The sequence below is a fragment of the Streptomyces sp. NPDC044002 genome (assembly GCF_056434525.1).
This window is the reverse complement of the sequence record NZ_JBWKEZ010000036.1, coordinates 70,307-88,388: the sequence shown is the minus strand read 5'-3', so window position 1 is coordinate 88,388 and position 18,082 is coordinate 70,307. Positions and strand designations below refer to the sequence as shown.

Annotated in this window: 15 protein-coding genes; 8 read left to right on the top strand and 7 right to left on the bottom strand. The window is 75.2% G+C overall.

From position 1 onward, the window contains the following. Positions 1–202 precede the first annotated feature (202 nt). Complete coding sequence (locus AC07A6_RS25165; RefSeq protein WP_478778612.1) at positions 203–2,113, bottom strand: SMI1/KNR4 family protein; 1,911 nt, start codon at positions 2,111–2,113, stop codon at positions 203–205. Positions 2,114–2,248: 135 nt separating this feature from the next. Between AC07A6_RS25165 and AC07A6_RS25160 the strand changes: the two genes are divergently transcribed. The 3 genes from AC07A6_RS25160 (at position 2,249) to AC07A6_RS25150 (ending at position 5,166) form a co-directional block, all read left to right on the top strand. Continuing rightward, complete coding sequence (locus tag AC07A6_RS25160; protein WP_478778611.1) at positions 2,249–2,842, top strand: TetR/AcrR family transcriptional regulator; 594 nt, start codon at positions 2,249–2,251, stop codon at positions 2,840–2,842. Continuing rightward, positions 2,839–3,696, top strand: a complete 858-nt coding sequence (locus tag AC07A6_RS25155) for an alpha/beta fold hydrolase (protein ID WP_478778610.1) — start codon at positions 2,839–2,841, stop codon at positions 3,694–3,696. The genes AC07A6_RS25160 and AC07A6_RS25155 overlap by 4 nt, the downstream gene beginning before the upstream one ends. 156 nt (positions 3,697–3,852) lie before the next feature. Continuing rightward, positions 3,853–5,166: a hypothetical protein gene (locus tag AC07A6_RS25150; RefSeq protein ID WP_478778609.1), complete on the top strand. Its 1,314-nt coding sequence runs from the start codon at positions 3,853–3,855 to the stop codon at positions 5,164–5,166. A gap of 51 nt (positions 5,167–5,217) precedes the next feature. On the opposite strand, the gene AC07A6_RS25145 is transcribed toward AC07A6_RS25150, so the two are convergent. Together AC07A6_RS25145 and AC07A6_RS25140 are read right to left on the bottom strand one after the other, a co-directional pair. After that, a complete protein-coding gene (locus AC07A6_RS25145; protein WP_478778608.1) occupies positions 5,218–6,639 on the bottom strand; it encodes a DUF2252 domain-containing protein in 1,422 nt (473 codons plus the stop codon). An 85-nt stretch (positions 6,640–6,724) separates the two neighbouring features. Beyond that, positions 6,725–7,609, bottom strand: a complete 885-nt coding sequence (locus AC07A6_RS25140; protein WP_478778607.1) for a YhjD/YihY/BrkB family envelope integrity protein — start codon at positions 7,607–7,609, stop codon at positions 6,725–6,727. Positions 7,610–7,793: 184 nt separating this feature from the next. Here AC07A6_RS25140 and AC07A6_RS25135 point away from each other — a divergent pair, with 184 nt between their 5' ends. Further along, positions 7,794–8,255 carry a hypothetical protein gene (locus AC07A6_RS25135; RefSeq protein ID WP_478778606.1) on the top strand — a complete coding sequence of 154 codons (462 nt, stop codon included), beginning with the start codon at positions 7,794–7,796 and terminating at the stop codon, positions 8,253–8,255. Positions 8,256–8,571: 316 nt separating this feature from the next. On the opposite strand, the gene AC07A6_RS25130 is transcribed toward AC07A6_RS25135, so the two are convergent. Genes AC07A6_RS25130 through AC07A6_RS25120 form a run of 3 tightly spaced genes read right to left on the bottom strand, consistent with a single transcriptional unit; the run spans position 8,572 to position 12,483 of the window. Then, positions 8,572–10,503 (bottom strand): ABC1 kinase family protein, encoded by a 1,932-nt coding sequence (locus AC07A6_RS25130; RefSeq protein WP_478778605.1) that lies wholly within the window; start codon positions 10,501–10,503, stop codon positions 8,572–8,574. Positions 10,504–10,543: 40 nt separating this feature from the next. Then, complete coding sequence (locus AC07A6_RS25125) at positions 10,544–11,257, bottom strand: response regulator transcription factor (protein WP_478778604.1); 714 nt, start codon at positions 11,255–11,257, stop codon at positions 10,544–10,546. Further along, entirely contained in the window at positions 11,254–12,483 is a 1,230-nt protein-coding gene (locus AC07A6_RS25120) for a sensor histidine kinase (RefSeq protein ID WP_478778603.1), read from the bottom strand. Before AC07A6_RS25120 ends, AC07A6_RS25125 begins: the two co-directional genes overlap by 4 nt. Positions 12,484–12,595: 112 nt before the next feature. Between AC07A6_RS25120 and AC07A6_RS25115 the strand changes: the two genes are divergently transcribed. Together AC07A6_RS25115 and AC07A6_RS25110 are read left to right on the top strand one after the other, a co-directional pair. Next, positions 12,596–14,137 carry a hypothetical protein gene (locus AC07A6_RS25115; RefSeq protein WP_478778602.1) on the top strand — a complete coding sequence of 514 codons (1,542 nt, stop codon included), beginning with the start codon at positions 12,596–12,598 and terminating at the stop codon, positions 14,135–14,137. Between the two features lie 23 nt (positions 14,138–14,160). Then, entirely contained in the window at positions 14,161–15,492 is a 1,332-nt protein-coding gene (locus tag AC07A6_RS25110; RefSeq protein ID WP_478778601.1) for an outer membrane protein assembly factor BamB family protein, read from the top strand. A 37-nt stretch (positions 15,493–15,529) separates the two neighbouring features. On the opposite strand, the gene AC07A6_RS25105 is transcribed toward AC07A6_RS25110, so the two are convergent. Then, the gene (locus AC07A6_RS25105) at positions 15,530–16,669 is read right to left on the bottom strand and encodes an FAD-dependent oxidoreductase (protein WP_478778600.1); all 1,140 of its coding nucleotides are present in this window, start codon (positions 16,667–16,669) and stop codon (positions 15,530–15,532) included. A gap of 132 nt (positions 16,670–16,801) precedes the next feature. Between AC07A6_RS25105 and AC07A6_RS25100 the strand changes: the two genes are divergently transcribed. Next, positions 16,802–17,407 carry a TetR/AcrR family transcriptional regulator gene (locus AC07A6_RS25100; protein WP_478778599.1) on the top strand — a complete coding sequence of 202 codons (606 nt, stop codon included), beginning with the start codon at positions 16,802–16,804 and terminating at the stop codon, positions 17,405–17,407. A 127-nt stretch (positions 17,408–17,534) separates the two neighbouring features. Then, entirely contained in the window at positions 17,535–18,026 is a 492-nt protein-coding gene (locus AC07A6_RS25095) for a hypothetical protein (protein ID WP_478778598.1), read from the top strand. Positions 18,027–18,082 lie beyond the last annotated feature (56 nt).

Sequence of the window (18,082 nt, the reverse complement as noted above, 5' to 3'; positions counted from 1 at the left end):
CAGCGGGTGATGAAGCAGGAACCACTACGCACGTGCTGGAAACAGCGGTGGCACAGTGGGAATCTCCCCCGTTTACGGGGGAGAAGCGTCAACCGGTGATCACTCGTCGATCGCTCGCCCCACCTCCCGGGAGCACCGCACCTACACCACGCTGCGACGTCTGATCCTGAAGGAAGGGCTCCCGTAGGGAGGAACCGGTCCGTCAGGCCCGGTGCCGGGTGAAGGTGATGTAGGCGAAGGTCTCGCCCTCGCGGGGTGCCCGGGTCCAGGAGCGGGTGGTGAGGGTGGGCAGCCTGCCCCGGGTCAGGGCGAACCGGGGGAGCGACAGGCCCAGTTCGCGGTGGAGGGCTTCCAGCACGCGCAGCTCGCCGTCCAGGGGCGTGTCCTCCGGCCGGAACAGCCGGGCCGGGTCCAGGCCCTCGGGTACCGTCCCGGAGCGCTGTACGTCACCACCGCGCACGGTGAACGCGTAGACCGCCTCGCCCCGTTCGGCCACCGACAGGTGGAACGCGGCCGGCCGGTCCCCCGGGGACGAGCGTCTCGGCTCGCGCCACACCACCACCGCGCGGCCGTGCGCGGAGGCGGCGACGGCCGGGGACACGAACCGCTCGTCCAGGTACGGGGAGTCGCCGTCGAAGGCGAACGCCCATCCCTCGGCGGTACGGCCGACGGCGACGGCCGCCCGGTCCTCCCACGGCTCCACGCCTGCGCGCCCGTGCCGCCGGGGCGCCCGCCACGACGCACGCCGGTCCGTGGGCACGCCGAGTCCGGCTCCTTCCTCACCGATCAGGGCGGGCAGGCCGGCCGGGTCGAGGCCCTCGACCCACACGCACCGGAACCCGTCGGAAGGACCGCGGCCGGCCGCGGGCTCCACCAGCCAGCCGAGCCCCGGCGGGTCGAGGTCGGCGACCGGCTCGGGGACGGGCCCGGTCTCCCCCGAACGCGGTGTCGCGAGGAGCTCCCGCCCCCGCTCCGGGGTGACCAGCGGACCCAGGACCGGATCGGCGAGCAGCCCGATCGGAGCGATCAGCGAGGGCCCGGGCGCCTCCCACCGGGGGAGGGCGTCCCGCAGGACCCGCCACGCCGCGTCGGTCGCCCCCCAGCGGGCCTCCTCCCGGGCCTTCGCGACGGCCCGCCCCCACGCACCGGGAGGCTCGTACCGGTGGGTGCCGTCCCGCAGCGCGCCCAGCACCGTCCGGGCGGCCTCGCGGTCGACGCCCCGCGCGGCCATCATCCCGAGCCAGTGGTCGTCACCGCCCGGCCGTCCGTCGCCGGGCGGCGCCGCCAGGGCCTGCACCGGCAGGACCTCGGGCAGGTGGCGCGGGTCGGCGACGAGCAGCCCGTAGTCCCCGGAGACGTACCGGCCCTGCAACTGCCGGACCTGCTGCAACAGGACACCGCTCCGCGGCCGCCCGAAGGAGGACGCCTCCTCCAGCAGCGGCACCGCTTCCTCGTGGCGTCCCCGCAGGGCCAGCAGCCGGGCCTCCTCGACCCGGGCGTCCTGGGCGCGCGTGGTCGCGTTCACGAACCCCGGGTCGGCTGCCCGGGTGGAGTGGAAGCCGCGGTACATGGCCTCCATGTAGGCGCGGAACGACGGGTAGCGCTCCGGCGGCTCACCGCCCCACCCCTTGTAGAGGTGGAGCGCCCACTCGCCGTCCTCGTCCCTGTCACCCGGGTCGAGCAGGGCGTACGACATGTCGGACTCCGTCTCCAGCCGCAGCGCCCGCCGCCACATCCCGGCCAGCAGGACCTCCTCCTCGCCCGGGTCGTCGCCCAGGTTCTCCTCGTACAGGGGGGCCATGTCGAACGGGTCCCGGAACCAGTCGATGTCCGTCGTGCCGCCGAGCTGGTAGACCCCGGCCATCTGTTCCACGTACCAGCCGTCGCTCACGGCCAGGAACTCCCGGTACGAGGGCGGCAGGCGACGCCCCAGCCGCGCCTCGGCCGCCCGGATCGCCGCCTCGTCCGCCGGGGGCCCGCCCAGCCGGAAGCCGCCCGGTGCCGCCTCCTCGTCCGCCTCCTCGTCCGGGCCGTCGTCCGGGTGTCTGCGGGGAGTCCACTCCTCCTGCCACCGCGCCAGGAACGCATGCCAGTCGAACGCTTCGTCACTCATGGCCGGATGGTGTCACCCGCCACTGACAACACCTCCCGACCTCCCGACCTCCCAACCCGCTTCCTGCGGGGGCCGATTGCGCTTCCTAGGGGTCCTAGGCTATACCTAGGACCCCTAGGAACAAGGAGGGCGTGCATGGTGCGGGCAGGGCTGACGGCGGACCGGGTGACGGTCGCGGGCGCCGAGTTGGCGGACGAGGTCGGGCTCGACCGGGTGACCATGTCGCAGGTGGCCCGCCGCCTCGGCGTGAAGGACGCGAGCCTCTACACGCACGTCCGCGGCCTGGAGGACCTGCGCGGACGCATCGCGCTGCTGGCGGCGGACGAGAAGACCCTCCGCATCGCGGAGGCGACCGCCGGGCGGGCGGGCAAGGACGCGCTGGTCGCGTTCGCCAACGCCTGGCGGGAGTACGCCCACGAACATCCGGGGCGCTACGCGTCGACGCAGATCCCCATCGACATCGACCCCGAGCTGGCCGCGAAGGCGGCCGGACCACGGCGCGCGGTCGAGCTGACCTACGGCATGCTGCGCGGCTACGGGCTGGCCGAGCCCGACCTGACCGACGCCGTCCGGCTGCTGCGCAGCACGTTCCACGGGTTCGTCGCCCTGGAGGCCGCGGGCGGCTTCGGACACCAGCGTCCGCCCCAGGACTCCTGGGTCCGCGCCCTCGACGCCCTGCACAGCCTCCTGGAGCACTGGCCCCCGTCCCGAGAAGGAGACCCCTCATGACCGGCAGCCTGCGCGTGAACGGCGCGACCCTGCACTACGAAGTACGCGGCCGCGGCCCGCTCCTGCTGCTCGTCCCCGGAGGGGCGGGCGGCGCGGCCTCCTTCGACGGCATCGCCGGCGAGCTGGCCGCCGAGTACACCGTCGCGGCCTATGACCCGCGCGGCATGGCCCGGAGCACGCTGGACGACCCCGGAGCCGAGCAGCGCGTGGCCGAGCACGCCGAGGACGCGCTGCGGATACTGGACCTGCTGTCGCCCGGCGAGCCCGCCCGGGTGTTCGGCGCCAGCTCGGGCGCGATCACCGCCCTGCACCTGCTCACCGCCCATCCCGAACGCGTCGAACGCCTCGTGGCGCACGAGCCGCCCGTGGTGGAGGTCCTGCCGGACGCCCCCGAGCACCGCGCGCTCATCGCGCGCGTGCAGGAGGCCTTCCACGCCCGGGGGCTCATGCCGGCGATGGCACTGTTCGCCGCGGGCCTGAAGAAGGAGGGCGCCGCCGCCGGGCCGAAGGCGGCGGCGGAGCCGGAGCCGGCGGCGGAGATCGAGCTTCCCCCGCAGGCCGCCGCGCGGGCCGAGCAGACGATGGCCGACCTGCCGTACTTCCTCGGACGGATCGTGCCCGCCTTCATGTCGTACACCCCGGACGTCCACCGGCTGGAAGCCCTGTCGGACCGGCTCGTGCTCGCCGGCGGCCAGGACTCGCGCGGGGAGCTGCCCTACCGTCCGGCCGCCTTCCTCGCCGAGCGCCTCGGCACGGAACTCCTGCACTTCCCCGGCGGGCACACCGGCACGACCACGCATCCCGCCGAGTTCGCCGAGGCGCTGCGGAAGGTCTTCCGCCGCGACGACCTCTGAGCCGGCCAGCGCCCGACGCCGGCCCGCCCCCCCCGCCGCCATGCCGGTCACGTCACCGCCGGGCCGGCCGTGCGCGGGACATCCGATCGGCCCTCCCGTCTCGCGCGCCCCCGCCGGACGCTGGTTGTCTGAAGCCGGACGCTCAGGAGGCCGGCGATGCCACAGGTCAACCAGTCGCGGGACGACCAGCCGCAGGACGACCAGCCGCAGGACGGCGGCCAGGACGAACTGGCCGCGCTGAGGGCACGCGTGCTCGCGCTGGAGGCGGCCGCCGCCGAGCGGCCCCCGCGCCGGCACCGCACGCGCTCCCTCCTGGGCACCGTCCTGATCGTGCTGGGCTGCGTACTCGCTCCCCTGGGCCTCCTGGCCTCCTGGACCTCCGACATCGCCGGGGACACCGACCGCTACGTCACGACCGTCGCGCCCCTCGCCTCCGACCCGGACGTACAGGCCGCGGTGGCGAACCGGGTCACCGGCGCGGTCATGGAGCACATCGACCTGAAGGCGCTGCTGGAGGACGCGGCCCCCGACCAGCGGCCGCTGCTGGAGAAGGCACTGGGCGGGCTCGGCGGCTCGCTGGAGGGCGCGCTGAGCAGCTTCGTCCGGGAGAAGGCGCAGGAGGTCGTCGCCTCCGACGCCTTCGGGACGGTGTGGACGGATGCCAACCGCGCGGTCCACACCTCGCTGGTGCGGGCCCTGACCGGCAGCGGGGAGGGCGCCGTCCGGATCGGGAACGACAAGGTGACCCTCGACCTCGCCCCGGTGATCGAACAGGTCAAGCAGCGGCTCGTGCGGTCCGGGCTGGGGGCGGCGAAGCGGATCCCGGAGATCCACACCGACTTCACCCTCGTGCAGTCCCAGGACATCGGCCGGGTCAGGACCGGATTCCGCCTCCTGCAGCTCGCGGGGACGTGGCTGCCCGTACTCGCCGTGCTCCTCGCCGCCGCGGGCGTCCTGCTCTGCGCCCGCCGGCGCCGGGCGCTCGTCGCGGCGGCCCTCGGCTTCGCGGCGGCCGCGCTGGTCCTCGGCATCACGCTCACGGTCTTCCGGACGGTGTACCTGAACGCCCTGCCCGACACGGTCTCGCAGGCGGCCGCCGGCTCCGTCTACGACGCGATGGTCCACCTGCTGCGGCTGTCCGTGCGCACCGTCGTGGTGCTGGGGGCCGTCGTCGCCCTCGCCGCCTGGCTGACGGGGCCGGGCCGCTGGGCCGGTGCGGTCCGGGCGGTGTGGCGTTCCGGCATCACCGCCACCCGCGGCACGGCCGACCGGCTGGGACTGCGTACCGGCCCGGTCGGCCCGTTCGCCCACCGCCACCGCACCGGGATCAGCTGGATCCTCGTGGCGGGCGCCGTCGTCGCGTACGTCCTGTGGCCCCACCCGACCGGCTGGGTGGTCCTGGGCTTCGCCCTGGCCCTGCTCGCCGCCCTCGCGGTGGCGCAGTTCCTCGCTGAGGAGCCGGAGGCCTGACCCTGGCCCCGGCCCCGGCCCCGGCCCCGACCCCGACTCCGCCCCCGGCCGCTACGCCGAGACCGCCGCCACCCGGCCGTCCGCGACCGCCTCCAGCAGGGCCTGGTGGTCCCGCTCGTTCCGGTCGGCGTAACGCTCCGCGAACCGTTCCAGGGCCCGGTCGAAGACGTCGCCCCCGCCCAGGTACGCGGCGATCGCGATCCGGTCCCCGGAGCGCGCGTGCGCCCGGGCGAGGGTCTCCCCGCACAGCTCCCCGAAGACCCTCATGCCGCGCGGCACCATGTCCGCGGGGTCGGCGATCGCCTTCCAGTCGCGCAGCTGCCGCAGGTAGAAGTCCCGCTCGCGGCCGTCGACGCCCTCCTCGCGGGTCCAGCCGAGGAAGATGTCCCCGGCGGCCTGCATCAGCCGCTGCCCGGCGACCACCCGCTCGCCCTGGGTGGCGTGCCCGCTCGCGCCGACGTGCGCGGCGAGCACCGATTCGCCGGCCTCCTTGGCCTGCAGGATCAGCGGGTCCCGCACGTCCCGGCCCGCGAGCAGCACGATCCAGCAGCGGGTGCCGACACTGCCGACGCCGACCACCTTGCGGGCCATGTCGACGACCGTGAACTGCTTCAGCAGGTGCCGCCGTTCCGGCGGGAGGCTGCGTCCGTACCGGTCGATCAGGTCGCGGATCCCCTGTTCGAGTACCCCTCGCTCCCGGTCGGGCAGCAGATCGGCGACGGGTGTGATCAGGTACGGCACGGCGGTGAAGCGCCGCTCGCCGCGGACCACCTCGGTGAGCCGCCCGAAGGCCTGGAGGCTGTCGCGGCCGCGCGCCTTCTCCAGGGTGTCGGCGACACGCCGCCGCCCCCGCGCACGCAGCGCCTCGGCCGCCACCGCCCGCAGCCGGTCGGCGTCCACCCGCGCGTACCAGACGTCCAGGTTGCGCATGCCGGCGAAGCGGCGCATCCACACCCGGTACGAGCGCACCGCGCAGCGCACGATCCGGGCGCGCTCGGCGTCGTCGAAGCCGTTCTCCCGCGCCGCGATGACGAGGCTGGCCGCCAGCCGCTTGACGTCCCACTCCCACGGGCCCGGCAAGGTCTCGTCGAAGTCGTTGAGGTCGAACAGCAGGTTGCGCTCCGGCGATCCCAGCAGCCTGAAGTTCAGCACGTGCGCGTCCCCGCACAACTGGACCCGCAGGCCGGAGTCCGGCGTGCCGGCCAGGTCGGCGGCCATGACCGCGGCCGCGCCCCGGTAGAAGCGGAACGGCGACTCGATCATCCTCCCGTAGCGGACCGGGACCAGCTCGGCCAGACGGGTGGCCGACTGCCGTTCGATCACGGCCACCGGATCCCGCCGGGCGGAGGGGGCGAACTCCTCGTGACCGGACCTCGGCGCCCCCTTCCGGGCGGCCTTGCCGCGGGCGGCCCGCTCCCCGGGGGACAGCCAGGGCCCGCCGCCGGCCGCGGTCGTCCCGTCCATGGGCGTCATGCGTACCTCCTGGCTCGTGGTCCCCCGGCCCGTGCGCTTCCAGGATGCGCTCCGCGCGGCCGGAGCCCACCCGGACGTACGCCGGTCAGGGCGGCCCGCCGCCCCGGTCCGGGACCGGGCTGCCCAGGCGGCCGGCCAGGTACGGCTCCTGCGCCAGCACGGCGCCCGTGCTGAGGCCGACCGCGATGGCCACGCACAGCACGATCAGCCAGGACAGCAGCACGAAGACCGAGCCGAACGCCCCGTACTCGCCCAGCACCCGGTTGAGGGCGAGCGGCAGGTAGAGGCGCGCACCGAGCGACAGCACGGTGACGGCCGCGGCGCTGAGCACCGCCCCGGGCAGCAGCGGCCACCAGCCCAACGCGCCCCCGAGCAGCAGGTGCTGCGTCCACCACCACGCCGCCGTCTGGAGCAGGAAGGTGAGGGGGAGGCCCAGCCACAGCCCCGTGCCGAACCCGTCGCGCACCGGGCCCTGCACCACCAGCAGGCCCGTCCAGACGGCGATCCACACGATCCACCGCCAGACCGAGGTCCGGGCCGCGCCCCGCGGGATCCCCCACGCGCGTCTGCACAGCCGCTGCACCGCCCGGCTCACCGCCGTCGCCGACAGCAGCACCATCACCGACCCCACCACCCCCACCGCGTTCTGCACTTCCTCGTCCGTCCCGGCGAAGAACTCGTCGAGCTGCTCGCCGGACTCGCCGGTGAGGCCGAAGAGGGCGCGCAGCGACGAGGTCAGCTGCTCCTGGAGGGCCTGCGGGGCGAGCGAGGCGACGACGAAGAGCAGGGGAACGACCGTCAGGAGGACCTGCGCGGCCACCCGGGTCGCCGAGTCGAAGATGTTCACCGCGATCATGCGTTCCGCCAGATGGGTGATCACGGGGAAGCGGACCTCGCTGCGGTACCGGAACCGCCGTCCGGTCTCCGCCAGCTCCCGAGAGCGGGTCCGCCACCACGATGCCCACAGCACGCCGCGCACCGGCCTCCTTCGTCCCGGTCCAGGTTGGCGGACCCGGCCGGGCGCGGCACCTCGACACGGCGGGCCCCGGCGCCACCCCGGCCCGTCCGCCCGCATCCCCGCCGCACCGGCTATCGTTCGGCCGGAACGGACGGCTGGGACGGACGGCCGGGACGAGGCATTTCGGGGGTGGGACGTGGCGACGGTCGCCGTCACCGGGCACATGCGCATCGACCCGGAGAGGTCGGCCGCCATCGCGGACTCCCTGCGTGCCGTCCTCGCGCGCTCGTCCGCCGGCGGGCTGACCGGCCTCTCCTGCCTGGCGGAGGGCGCCGACGCCCTGTTCGCGGACCTCGTCCTGGAGACCGGCGGCCGGCTGGAGGTCATCCTCCCGTCGCACGACTACCGCGCGAGGATGGTCGCCCCGCACTACGCCGCACACTTCGACCGCCTGCACGACGCCGCGGCCGCGGTGACGCTCCTCCCCTACCGGCAGGCCTCCGCACGGGCCTACAGCGCAGCCAACCGCGTGCTCCTGGGCCGGGCCGACCTGCTGGTGGCGGTGTGGAACGGCCTGCCGGGCCGCCCGGGCGGCACCGCGGACACGGTCGCCGCGGCACGCGCCGCCGGGCTCCCCGTCGAGGTCGTACCGGCCTGACCCGCCGAGCGGACCGTACTGAAGGCCGTCCGCCCACCATCCCGACCGGGGTACGGCCCCGGGCGCGCCACCGGTTCGGACCGGCCCGGGGTGCCGGAGCGGCCGGGAGCCCGCAGAGTGGGCCCCGAGGACGCACGGCCTCCGCCCCGCTGCTCGACGCGCCCCCGCCGGTCGAACCGTACGCCCCCCGGCAGCTGGGGCCCGGACGGCATCGGAGCCGTCGCCGCCCCCTACCGCCGGCACCTGCCCGGCCGGCGCGCCACGCCCTCGTAGGGCGTCCGGACACCGGCCGGCCGGTACTGCGGACGCGGGCCGGTCATTCCATCGGCCTGCTGGTGACGTACACGGTGCGCAGGAGGATCGCGGCGGAGACCAGCAGGACGTTCCAGCCCACCAGCCCGTACAGTTCGAGGTCCCCGCCCACGTGCGGCCCGCCCTCCATCCCCAGGAGCCGCAGGCCCGCGAAGCCGAGGAAGATCCCCACGAGGGCGTGCACCACCCGCCCGACCAGCTCTCCGGCGACCCGCCGGTCGCGCGGATCGGCGAAGAGCCGCACGTTGACCCCGAGCCGGCCCTCCTCCAGCGCACCGCCGATCCGGTCCAGGCGGCGCGGCAGCCGCCGCAGGACGGGCAGCAGCGCGACCAGTTCGTCGCGGGCCGTGTCACGCGCCCCCTGCGGCCCCAGCCTGTCGGCGAGCCGGGCCGAGGCGTACGCACGGGATGCCTCCAGCATGTTGAAGCCGGGGGAGAGGCGGACCAGCGTGCCCTCCAGGGTGGCCAGGGCCCGGAACACGGCCGCGATCTCCGGCAGCACCGCCAGCCGGAAATCGGCCACCAGCCGGAACAGATCGCCGAACATCTCCACGTCGGGCGCGGACCCGTGCCCCAGGTGCCGGGCGCTGAACTGCCCGAGCGCCCGCAGCAGCCGCTGCTCGTCGACGTCCTCGGGGCGGTCGGTGATCTCCAGCAGGGCGTCGCGCAGCGCGACCGGATCGCCGCGGTCGACGGCGAGGAAGAGGCCGCCCATCGCCTCGCGGAGCCCGGAGTCGATCCGGCCGACGGAGCCGAAGTCGAGCAGGGCGGCCGTCCCGTCGGGCTGGAGCAGGATGTTGCCGGGGTGCGGATCGGCGTGGAAGACACCGTCCAGGGTGATCTGGTCGAGCAGCGTGGTCAGCAGGGTCTCGGCCAGCTCGGCGCCGTGCCGCTGGTCGTCGGGCACGGCCTTGCCGAGCGAGGTGCCCTCGACCCGGCTCATGACGAGGACCCGCTCCGTGCTGAACTGCCCGTGCAGGACGGGTATCGCGACGCTGGAGCCGCCGCGGGCCTCGGCGGCCCGGCGCACCCCGCTCATGTTGCGGGCCTCGACGCGGAAGTCCAGCTCCTCGCGCAGCGCGACCGCGAAGCCCTGCGCCAGTTCGTTCAGCCCGAGACCGCGCCCCCAGGCGGTGCGCTCGCTCAGCGCGGCGGCCAGCCGCCCGACGATGTCCAGGTCGCGCTCCACGAGCCCCGGTATCCCCGGCCGCTGCACCTTCACGATGACCTCGGTGCCGTCGTGCAGGACGGCCGCGTGCACCTGCGCGATCGAGGCCGCCGCCAGCGGAATCCGTTCGAACGCGGCGAACAGCTCCCGCACCGGCGCTCCCAGGCTCTCCTCCAGCTGCGCCTCGACCTCGCTCCAGGGCGCCGGCGGCACCTGGTCCTGGAGCAGACTGAGCTCCTCGACGTACGCCTCGGGCAGCAGGTCCCGCCGGGTCGACATCAGCTGGCCCAGCTTCACGAAGGTGGTCCCGCCGGCCTGCAGCGCCTGCCGCAGCTCCCGCGCCAGCAACTCGTGCCGCACCCCGGGCGCGCTGCGCCGCCCCCGCAGGTACGGCCCCAGCCCGTGCCGGGTGGCGATGCGCACCACCGCGGAGTACCGCCGCGCCCGTGCGACCCGCCCCCGGACCGACTGCGCCCAGCCGAGCGGCCGTACGGCGCCCACGGGCACCAGCACGTCCAGCGCGACGAGCACCACCATCGAGGCGAGCATCCCCACCCCGACCATCAGGGACAGCAGCGGCGCGAGCCTCCCCGATTCCTCCAGGCGGGGCCCGAACAGCCCCCCGGACACCGCGAGTCCGCACATCCCCGCGGTCCCGACCCGCACCGCGCCCGCCCGCAGCCCCAGCAGCCGCCGCCCCACCACCGCGGGCGCCACCACCACCAGCAGGAAGACGACCGTTCCGACCAACACCCCCGTGATCCACATGGGCGCCATTCAACAGCACGGTCCGCGCCGGGCACCGGGGTCACGCGGAACCGCCGCTCCGGCCCCCCGCCGGCCCCGGTCCCGGTCCGGCGGCATCACCGGCGATGCGGTAGCCGACCCCGGTCGTCGTCGTGATCACCGGCGGAGCGCCCAGCTTCCGGCGCAGCCGGCCGATGGTGACCGTGACCGTGTTGGTGAAGGGGTCCGCGTTCTCGTCCCACACCTGTTCCAGGAGCTGCTCGGCGCTCAGGAAACCGGGGCAGGCGCGCAGCAGCGCCTCCAGGACGGCGAACTCCTTGACGGACAGCTCCAGCGGCCGGCCGTCGCGCAGCACGGTCCGCCGCACCGGGTCGAGTTCGACGCCGGCAGCCCGCAGCGTGCGGGCCCGGGCGGCCGGCCTGCGGCGGGCCAGGGACCGGACGCGCAGGACGAGTTCGGGGAAGTGGAAGGGCTTGGCGAGGTAGTCGTCGGCTCCGAGGGTGAGGCCGCTGACCCGGTCGCCGGGCTCGCCGGCGGCGGTCAGCATCAGCACCATCGCCCGCTCCTCCCGCTCGGTGATCATCTGGCAGAGCGCGTCACCGTGGATGCCGGGCAGATCGCGGTCCAGGAGCACCACGTCGTACGCGTGCACGTCGATCCTGGCAGCGGCGGCCAGGCCGTCGTACGCGACGTCGACGGCCATCCCCTGGTCCCGCAGCCCCTCGGCGACGACCTCGGCGAGGGACCGCGAATCCTCCACGACCAGCACCCTCACGCCGCCACCCCTCCGGTCCCCTCCGGGCCCGCGGCCGCCGGCAGCACCACCGTCACGCACAAGCCGCCCTCCGGGCGGGCAAGCAGCGCGAGGCGGCCGCCGTGTGCTTCGGCGATCGCCGCGACGACGGACAGCCCCAGCCCGGAGCCGTCCTCCGACCCGGTCCGGTCGGCGCCGAGCCGCTCGAACGGCCGCGTCAGCCGGTCCACCCGCCGCTGGTCCAGGACGCGTCCGCCGGTCTCGACGACGAGGCGCACCCGGCCGTCCTCCCGCCCGGCCGAGACCCGGATCCAGCCGCCCTCCCGGTTGTGCACGACCGCGTTGTCGACCACGTTCTCCACCAGCCGCGACAGCAGCGCGGCGCTGCCCCGCGTCCAGAGCGGCGGCCGCAGCCCGTCCAGGCCCCGGTCCAGGCCCTCGTCCGGGCCCCCGTCCAGGCCCTCGACGGTCAGCCCCTTCGCGGCGATGCCGGCGGCCCGCGCGGTCAGGGCTTGCGCCACCACGCCGTCCAGCGCCACCGGGGTCCGCTCGCCGAGCGCGCCGTGCTGCGCCCGGGCGAGCAGGAGGAACCCGTCCAGCAGGCGGTCCACCCGGTCGAGTTCGGGCCGCAGCCGCCCGGCGAGCGCGACGGTCTGTGCCGCGGGCTCCGGTTTGGCGACGGCCACGTCCAGCGACGCCCGCATCGTCGCCAGAGGCGTACGCAGTTCGTGCGAGGCGTTGCCGACGAAACGGCGCTGCGCGGCGAACGAGGCCTCCAGGCGTTCCAGCAGGGAGTCGACGGTGTCGGCGAGCTCCTTGACCTCGTCGACGGGTCCGGCGACGGCGAGCCGCTCGTGCAGGTTGTCCGCGGAGATGCGCCGGGTCGCCGAGGTGATCAGCCGCAGCGGGCGCAGCACCCGGCCGGCGAGGACGCGGCCGAGCAGCAGCGAGACGCCCGCCATCACCAGCAGCGCGACCAGCGAGCCGACCAGCAGCCGGTGGTTCTGCTGCCCCTGGACCTCGGCGAGCTGCCGCTGGAGGTCCTGGATCCGCTGCTCGGCGGCGACGGCGGACCCGCCGGTCCCGCCGGTCCCGCCGTCCGGGGGCGGCCCCGGAGCGATGCTGGTCACCCGGGTGCCGGACATCAGGTAGCTGAGGGCGAGGAGTACGGCCCCGGACACCAGGAAGCCGGCGGCGTAGAGCATCGTGAATCGCCGGCGGACCGTCCCGCCCCGCAGCACGCCCATGGTTCCCGTCCCCCTCCGCGTCCGGCCGGGCCCAGGATGCCCCGCCGCACCTAACAGCGGCATAACGGGGACGGTTCGGACCGCGTTAGGGGCCGGACCGTAGAACCGGACCATGCCTACGACCAACGAACCGCTCCGGCGGGAATGGACCCGGTTCCGGCGCCCCGGCCGGCTGATCGCGCTGGTGGCCGCCGCGCTGACCGTCGTCTCCCTCGGCCTGCTCTACGCCTTCGGCAACCACGCGTCCTGCGACGGCCCCTGCCCGGCCGACCCGACCGGGCCCGACGGCTCCCTCGTCAACGACCAGTTCGCCTTCGCCCACCGCGAGCTGGGCGAACACGGCACCCTCACCGTCCGGATGACGTCCATGACGGGCACGATCACCTACCCGCCGCCGAACCACGACCAGATCCTCCCGGGCCTCGTGCCCTGGGCGAAGGCCGGGATCATCATCAAGGACGGCGTCCGCCCCGGATCCTCGTACGCGGCGCTGATGCTCACCGGCGCCCACGGGGTGCGCATGCAGTACGACTACCACCACGACATCGCCGGCCGCGCCGGCGGGGTCTCGCCCGAGTCGCCGCGCTGGCTGCGGCTGACGCGGTCGGGGGACACCGTCACCGGGTACGAGTCCGCCGACGGCGAGCGCTGGACGAAGGTCGGTACGGCGCGGCTGCCCGGACTGGGCAAGGCCGCGCGGGTCGGCCTGTTCGCGGCCTCGCCCGGCGACCTGACGCTGCAGCCCGTCGGCTTCGGCGGCGGCGTCAAGGAGCAGGTGCGCTTCACGCAGGCCTCCGGCGTCTTCGACAAGGTCGCCCTGGAGGGCGCGGCCGCCGGGGGCTGGACCACAGACACCGTCGGCGAGATGAACGGGACCGACTGGGAGAAGTACCACCAGCCGTCCGGGGCGGTGGAGAAGGACGGCACGGTCACCGTCACCGGCGTCGGTGACATCGGCCCGGCCGGCGCCGAGGACGGCGCCCGCCCGGTGGAGAGCACCCTGGGCGGCCTGCCGCTCGCCCTGCTCGTCGTCCTCGTGGTCGCGGTGCGCTTCGCCACCTCCGGCGGCCCCGGCGCGCCGGGCACCCGCCGGGTGCTCGCGGCGCGGGCGGCCGTCGTCGGAGCCGCCACCTTCGCCACCGGGCTCCTCGCCGTCGCCGTCGTGGTCCCGGCAGGCGTGTCGGTCCTGAAGGGGAACGGGATCACCGTGCTCTCCGTGCCCGCGCCCACCGGAGCACGGGTCGTCCTCGGCACCGCCGCCGCCCTCGCCCTCGCCGCCGTCCTCGCCTTCGCGCTCGGCACCCTGCTCCGGCGCGCCCGGTACGCGGTCCCCCTCGCACTCCTGGCGGTCTGGGTCCCGTACGCGGTGACGTCCTTCCCGCTGATCGCCGACGCCCCGGCGCAGTGGCTGCTGCGCCTCACCCCGGCCGCGGGCTTCGCCGCGCAGCAGACCCTCGTCGAACACCCCCAGGTCCTCGCCCACTACGCGCCCTCCGCCGGCTACTTCCCGCTCCCGTGGTGGGCCGGGCTCACCGTGCTGTGCGCGTACACGGCGCTGCTCCTGTGGCTCGCCGCACGACGCCTGACGCCGGCGCCGGCGCTGGCGCCGACGCCGACGCCGACGTCGTCAACGGTTTCGGGCGGGCGGATGTGAGCGACGTCGCCTACTCTGCCCCGATGGGCATACCAGGGGCACAGCAGCACATCGGCCGCCGCCGGCTCCTCAAGCTGGCGGCCGGCGCGGCCGGCGGCTGCGTACTCGGCACCTCCGCGTGCGACGCCATCGGCGGCGCGGCGGAGGACAGGCCGCCGGTCCGCACGCCACTGTGGACCTTCCCCCTGCTGGACGGGGAAGGCAGCGGCAAGGGCCTCCACGACGCCCTGATGGTGCATCAGGACGGCGTGCTCTACGCCAGGTCGGAGAAGGACGGGCTGTACGCGATCGACGCGGCCACCGGGCGCGAGCGCTGGCGCGCGCCCCTGGCCGGCGCCCGCCCCGGCGCACCGGCCGTGACCTCGCGTGCCGTGTTCGTCGCCACGGACGGCGGCGCGGTGCACGCGCTGCGCACCGCGGACGGCGGGCAGATGTGGCGTCAGCTCCCGGGAGGCCGCCTGAGCCGGCCCAGCGCGGGGAACGTGTGGGCCGACGGCTCCGTCGTGATGGTCAGCTTCCTCCCGTCGACCTACGACGATGATCCCGACCCGCCGCCCATCGTCCTGTACGCACTCGACACGGAGAACGGCAACCCGTTGTGGCAGACCGAGGCCTCCGTCCTCGAAGTGCGCGACGGCCTCGCGTACGTCAACACGCAGGAAGGGAGCCTGGCCGCGCTGGACCCGCGCACCGGCGCCGTCCGCTGGACGGCGCCGCCGGAGAAGCCGGGGGGCCGGTGCACCCTGGACGCCCGCGCCGCCGGGCTGCTCTTCGGGCGCAACGGCAACGTCGGCATCGGCTCGAAGCTGGTGGCGTACGACCCGCGCACCGGCGCCGTCCGCTGGACCGCACCGGCGGCGCACGCCTCGGTGCCGGTGGCGCACGGCGACGCCGTCTACGTCAGCGCGCCCGGCCGGCGCCCGCGCGACGAACAGCAGCTGCAGGCCTTCGACGCCGCGTCGGGCAGGCGCCGCTGGACCGCGCCCGCCTTCTCGACCACCCTCAACGACAGCCCCGTGCTCGCCGCGGACGGCGACGGCGCCTACCTGAGCTGGAGCGAGGACGGCAGCCTCCGCAAGGCGGACCGCACGACGCTGCGGGCGTACGCCGCGGACACGGGGCGGGAACGCTGGCGCGGTCAGTGCCCCGACTCCTCCTACGAGGCGGGCGTCGCACCCGGGAACCTGTTGTTCATCTGCTACCTGCGGGACTGGTACTGCTACGACGCCCGCAGCGGCGAGGCCCTCTGGCGAGTCGGTGCGGGAGAGGACACCACGGCGGGCCTCCCGCCACTCGCCGCCGACGGCCTCCTGTACTTCTGGAACGAGGCGGGCGTACACGCCGTACGCCCCTGACGGCCGGCGGCCACCACAGCGGGACCGGCACCTCCGGCTAGCCGTTGGCCGGCCAGAGGCTGTCGGGGAAGAAGGCTTCGTCCGAGTCGGTGTCGGGCATGAGGGTGTCGAGCATCTGCCGGGCGGTCTTCGCGTGGGCGGTGGCGCGGGGCAGCATGACGCTCTCGTAGGCGTCGACGGCCTGCCCGACGGTGGGGTGGCCGATGACGGCCCGGGCGAGGTCGGCTCCGTCGAGCAGGGCGAGGTTGGCCCCGACGCCGACGGGCGGCATCAGGTGGGCGGCGTCGCCGAGCAGGGTGATGCCGGGGACGCGCCGCCAGGAGTGGTCGACGGGAAGGACGTACACGGGCCGGTTGACGAAGCCGCCCTCGTTGTCGCGCAGGATGTCCAGCAGGCTCTCGTGCCAGCCCCGGTACTGGGCGAGGAGGCACGCCCGTACCGCCGGGGTGTCCGCGAGGTCGAGGCCGGCGTGCCAGTCCCGGGGGCCGCGGAAGTTGACGTAGGCGCGGACGTGTCCGTCGCCGTTGCGCTGCAGCACCAGGCTGCGGCGGCCCGCCTTGGCCGACATCGTGCCCCGGCCCACCAGTTCGGCGATGCCGGGGTGACGACGGTCGACGTCCTCGAAGCGGGCTTCCACCAGCGTGACGCCGGAGTAGGCGGGCCGGGCGTCCGAGAGCGCGGGGCGCACCCGGGACCAGGCGCCGTCGGCACCGATGACCAGGTCGAAGTCCTCACCCGTGCGGTCCTGGTGGTGCAGGCGGACGGCACCACGGGGCAGCGGGGTGACGGCCCGCACGGAGTGGCCCCAGCGGACCGTGCCGGGGGCGAGGGAGTCCAGCAGGAGCGCGCGCAGCAGGCCGCGGTCGATCTCGGGCCTGCTCAGATCGTCCTCGCCGGCCCGGTCATGGCGTATCAGGGTCGCGTGGCGGTCGTACAGGCGCCATTCCTGGCTCTCGGGCCGGGAGAGCGCGAGGAACTCGTCGAACAGGCCGGCTGCGCGCAGGGCCGCCTGGCCGGTGTCCTCGTGGATATCGAGAGTGCCGCCCTGCGAGCGGGAACCGGGGGAGCTCTCGCGCTCGAAGACCGTGACCGGCACGCCGTGCCGTTGCAGGACGCGGGCGCAGAGGAGGCCGCCGAGGCCGGCGCCGGCGATCGCGATACGAGCCGTGGTGGGCATGAGGGTCACGCTCCGTTCGAAGGCGGGGAGGGTGCCTTCACAGAAACACAGCAGCTCCAAAAGTACAACCGCTCCGACTTTGCAGTGGCTAGCCTTTACGATCGAATCCGCTCAAGGGGGTAGGGTGGCGGAATGACCGGGACCACGACAGGACGTCGCGAACGCAAGAAGGCCCAGACGAGGCAGGCCCTGACGGACGCCGCGGTGCGGCTGTTCACCGAGCGCGGCTTCGACGACGTCGGTGTGCGCGAGGTGGCGGAGGCGGCCGACGTCTCGCTGAGCACGCTCTTCAAGCACTTCCCCAGCAAGGAAGCCCTCGTCTTCGACCTGGACGCGGACATGGAGAGCGCCCTCGTCGCAGCCGTTCGCGACCGGGCCCCCGGCCGGTCCGTGCTGCACGCCCTGCGCGACCACATGGTGCGCACCCGCACCGCCGTGCGGACCGACGACCCCACTTTCGTCCTCGTCGAATCCACCCCCGCGCTGCGGGACTACGCCCGGCGCATGTGGCAGCGCCACGAGAGCGCGCTGGCGGCCGTCCTCGCCGAGGCCACCGGGCTCACCCCGGAAGACCCCGCCGTCGCCGGCCTGGCCCGCTTCACGCTGGAAGCCCCCGGCATCGCCCGCGCGGCCGAAGACCCGGCCCGGACCATGCGCGACCTGTTCACACTGCTGGAACACGGCTGGGCGGCCACCCCCCTGGCAGCAGGGGAAACCCACACCGACCGGGCCGGCTGACCGCCCTCCCCGCATCCGGGCGGGGCCGCGGGGCGGGCCCCGGATCCGGCCTCCTCCCCCGAGCGGGGGAGGAGGCCGGTACGTTCGGAGGACGTGGCGCTGCGGCGCTCCGCACCACCATGGGGTCATGGACTCGACAACGACCACGACACGGACGCAGCGGGCCGCCGCGCTCACCGCCTGCGCCGGCGCGCTGGCCTACACCGTCAGCAAGGTCGGCCTCGCGCGGGACGGCGAGCTGGGCATGCCGGGCTTTCCCGCCCCGCCCGAGGCCTACGCGTCGGTCGGCGACGTCACGGCCGCCCAGCTGGGCAACGCCGGACTCGGCCTGCTGATGGCGCTGGTCGCCCTGCTGCTGGTCCGTCCGCCGGCCGCCCGGTGGGTGCGGCGGGGCGCGGTCCTCGTGTCCTGGGCCGGGATCCTGATGGTCGGGGCCGGGGTCATCGGCTTCGGCGCGCGGGCGGCGGGCGTGGCCCCCGCCCTGGGCGCGGTACCTCCCGCGGCGGGAACCGCCCTCGCGGCACTCGCCGTCGGCGCGCTGTGGGCGGCGGCCTGGACGGTGGCCGCGGTCGGCGCCACGAGGACGCGGCGCGGGCGCGGGGCGCGCGCCGCGCGGTGAGGCCGACGCCGGACGGGGTGGAACGGGTGACGGTGCGCCCCGGGGGCCGGCCGGGG

Excerpts from the sequence above, each read along its gene's own strand:
- AC07A6_RS25100 (WP_478778599.1), top strand. The coding sequence starts at position 16,802 with ATGACCGGGACCACGACAGGACGTCGCGAACGCAAGAAGGCCCAGACG.
- AC07A6_RS25095 (WP_478778598.1), top strand. The coding sequence starts at position 17,535 with ATGGACTCGACAACGACCACGACACGGACGCAGCGGGCCGCCGCGCTC.
- AC07A6_RS25150 (WP_478778609.1), top strand. The coding sequence starts at position 3,853 with ATGCCACAGGTCAACCAGTCGCGGGACGACCAGCCGCAGGACGACCAG.
- AC07A6_RS25160 (WP_478778611.1), top strand. The coding sequence starts at position 2,249 with ATGGTGCGGGCAGGGCTGACGGCGGACCGGGTGACGGTCGCGGGCGCC.
- AC07A6_RS25120 (WP_478778603.1), bottom strand. The coding sequence starts at position 12,483 with ATGGGCGTGCTGCGGGGCGGGACGGTCCGCCGGCGATTCACGATGCTC.
- AC07A6_RS25155 (WP_478778610.1), top strand. The coding sequence starts at position 2,839 with ATGACCGGCAGCCTGCGCGTGAACGGCGCGACCCTGCACTACGAAGTA.
- AC07A6_RS25130 (WP_478778605.1), bottom strand. The coding sequence starts at position 10,503 with ATGTGGATCACGGGGGTGTTGGTCGGAACGGTCGTCTTCCTGCTGGTG.
- AC07A6_RS25145 (WP_478778608.1), bottom strand. The coding sequence starts at position 6,639 with ATGACGCCCATGGACGGGACGACCGCGGCCGGCGGCGGGCCCTGGCTG.
- AC07A6_RS25110 (WP_478778601.1), top strand. The coding sequence starts at position 14,161 with ATGGGCATACCAGGGGCACAGCAGCACATCGGCCGCCGCCGGCTCCTC.
- AC07A6_RS25165 (WP_478778612.1), bottom strand. The coding sequence starts at position 2,113 with ATGAGTGACGAAGCGTTCGACTGGCATGCGTTCCTGGCGCGGTGGCAG.
- AC07A6_RS25105 (WP_478778600.1), bottom strand. The coding sequence starts at position 16,669 with ATGCCCACCACGGCTCGTATCGCGATCGCCGGCGCCGGCCTCGGCGGC.
- AC07A6_RS25115 (WP_478778602.1), top strand. The coding sequence starts at position 12,596 with ATGCCTACGACCAACGAACCGCTCCGGCGGGAATGGACCCGGTTCCGG.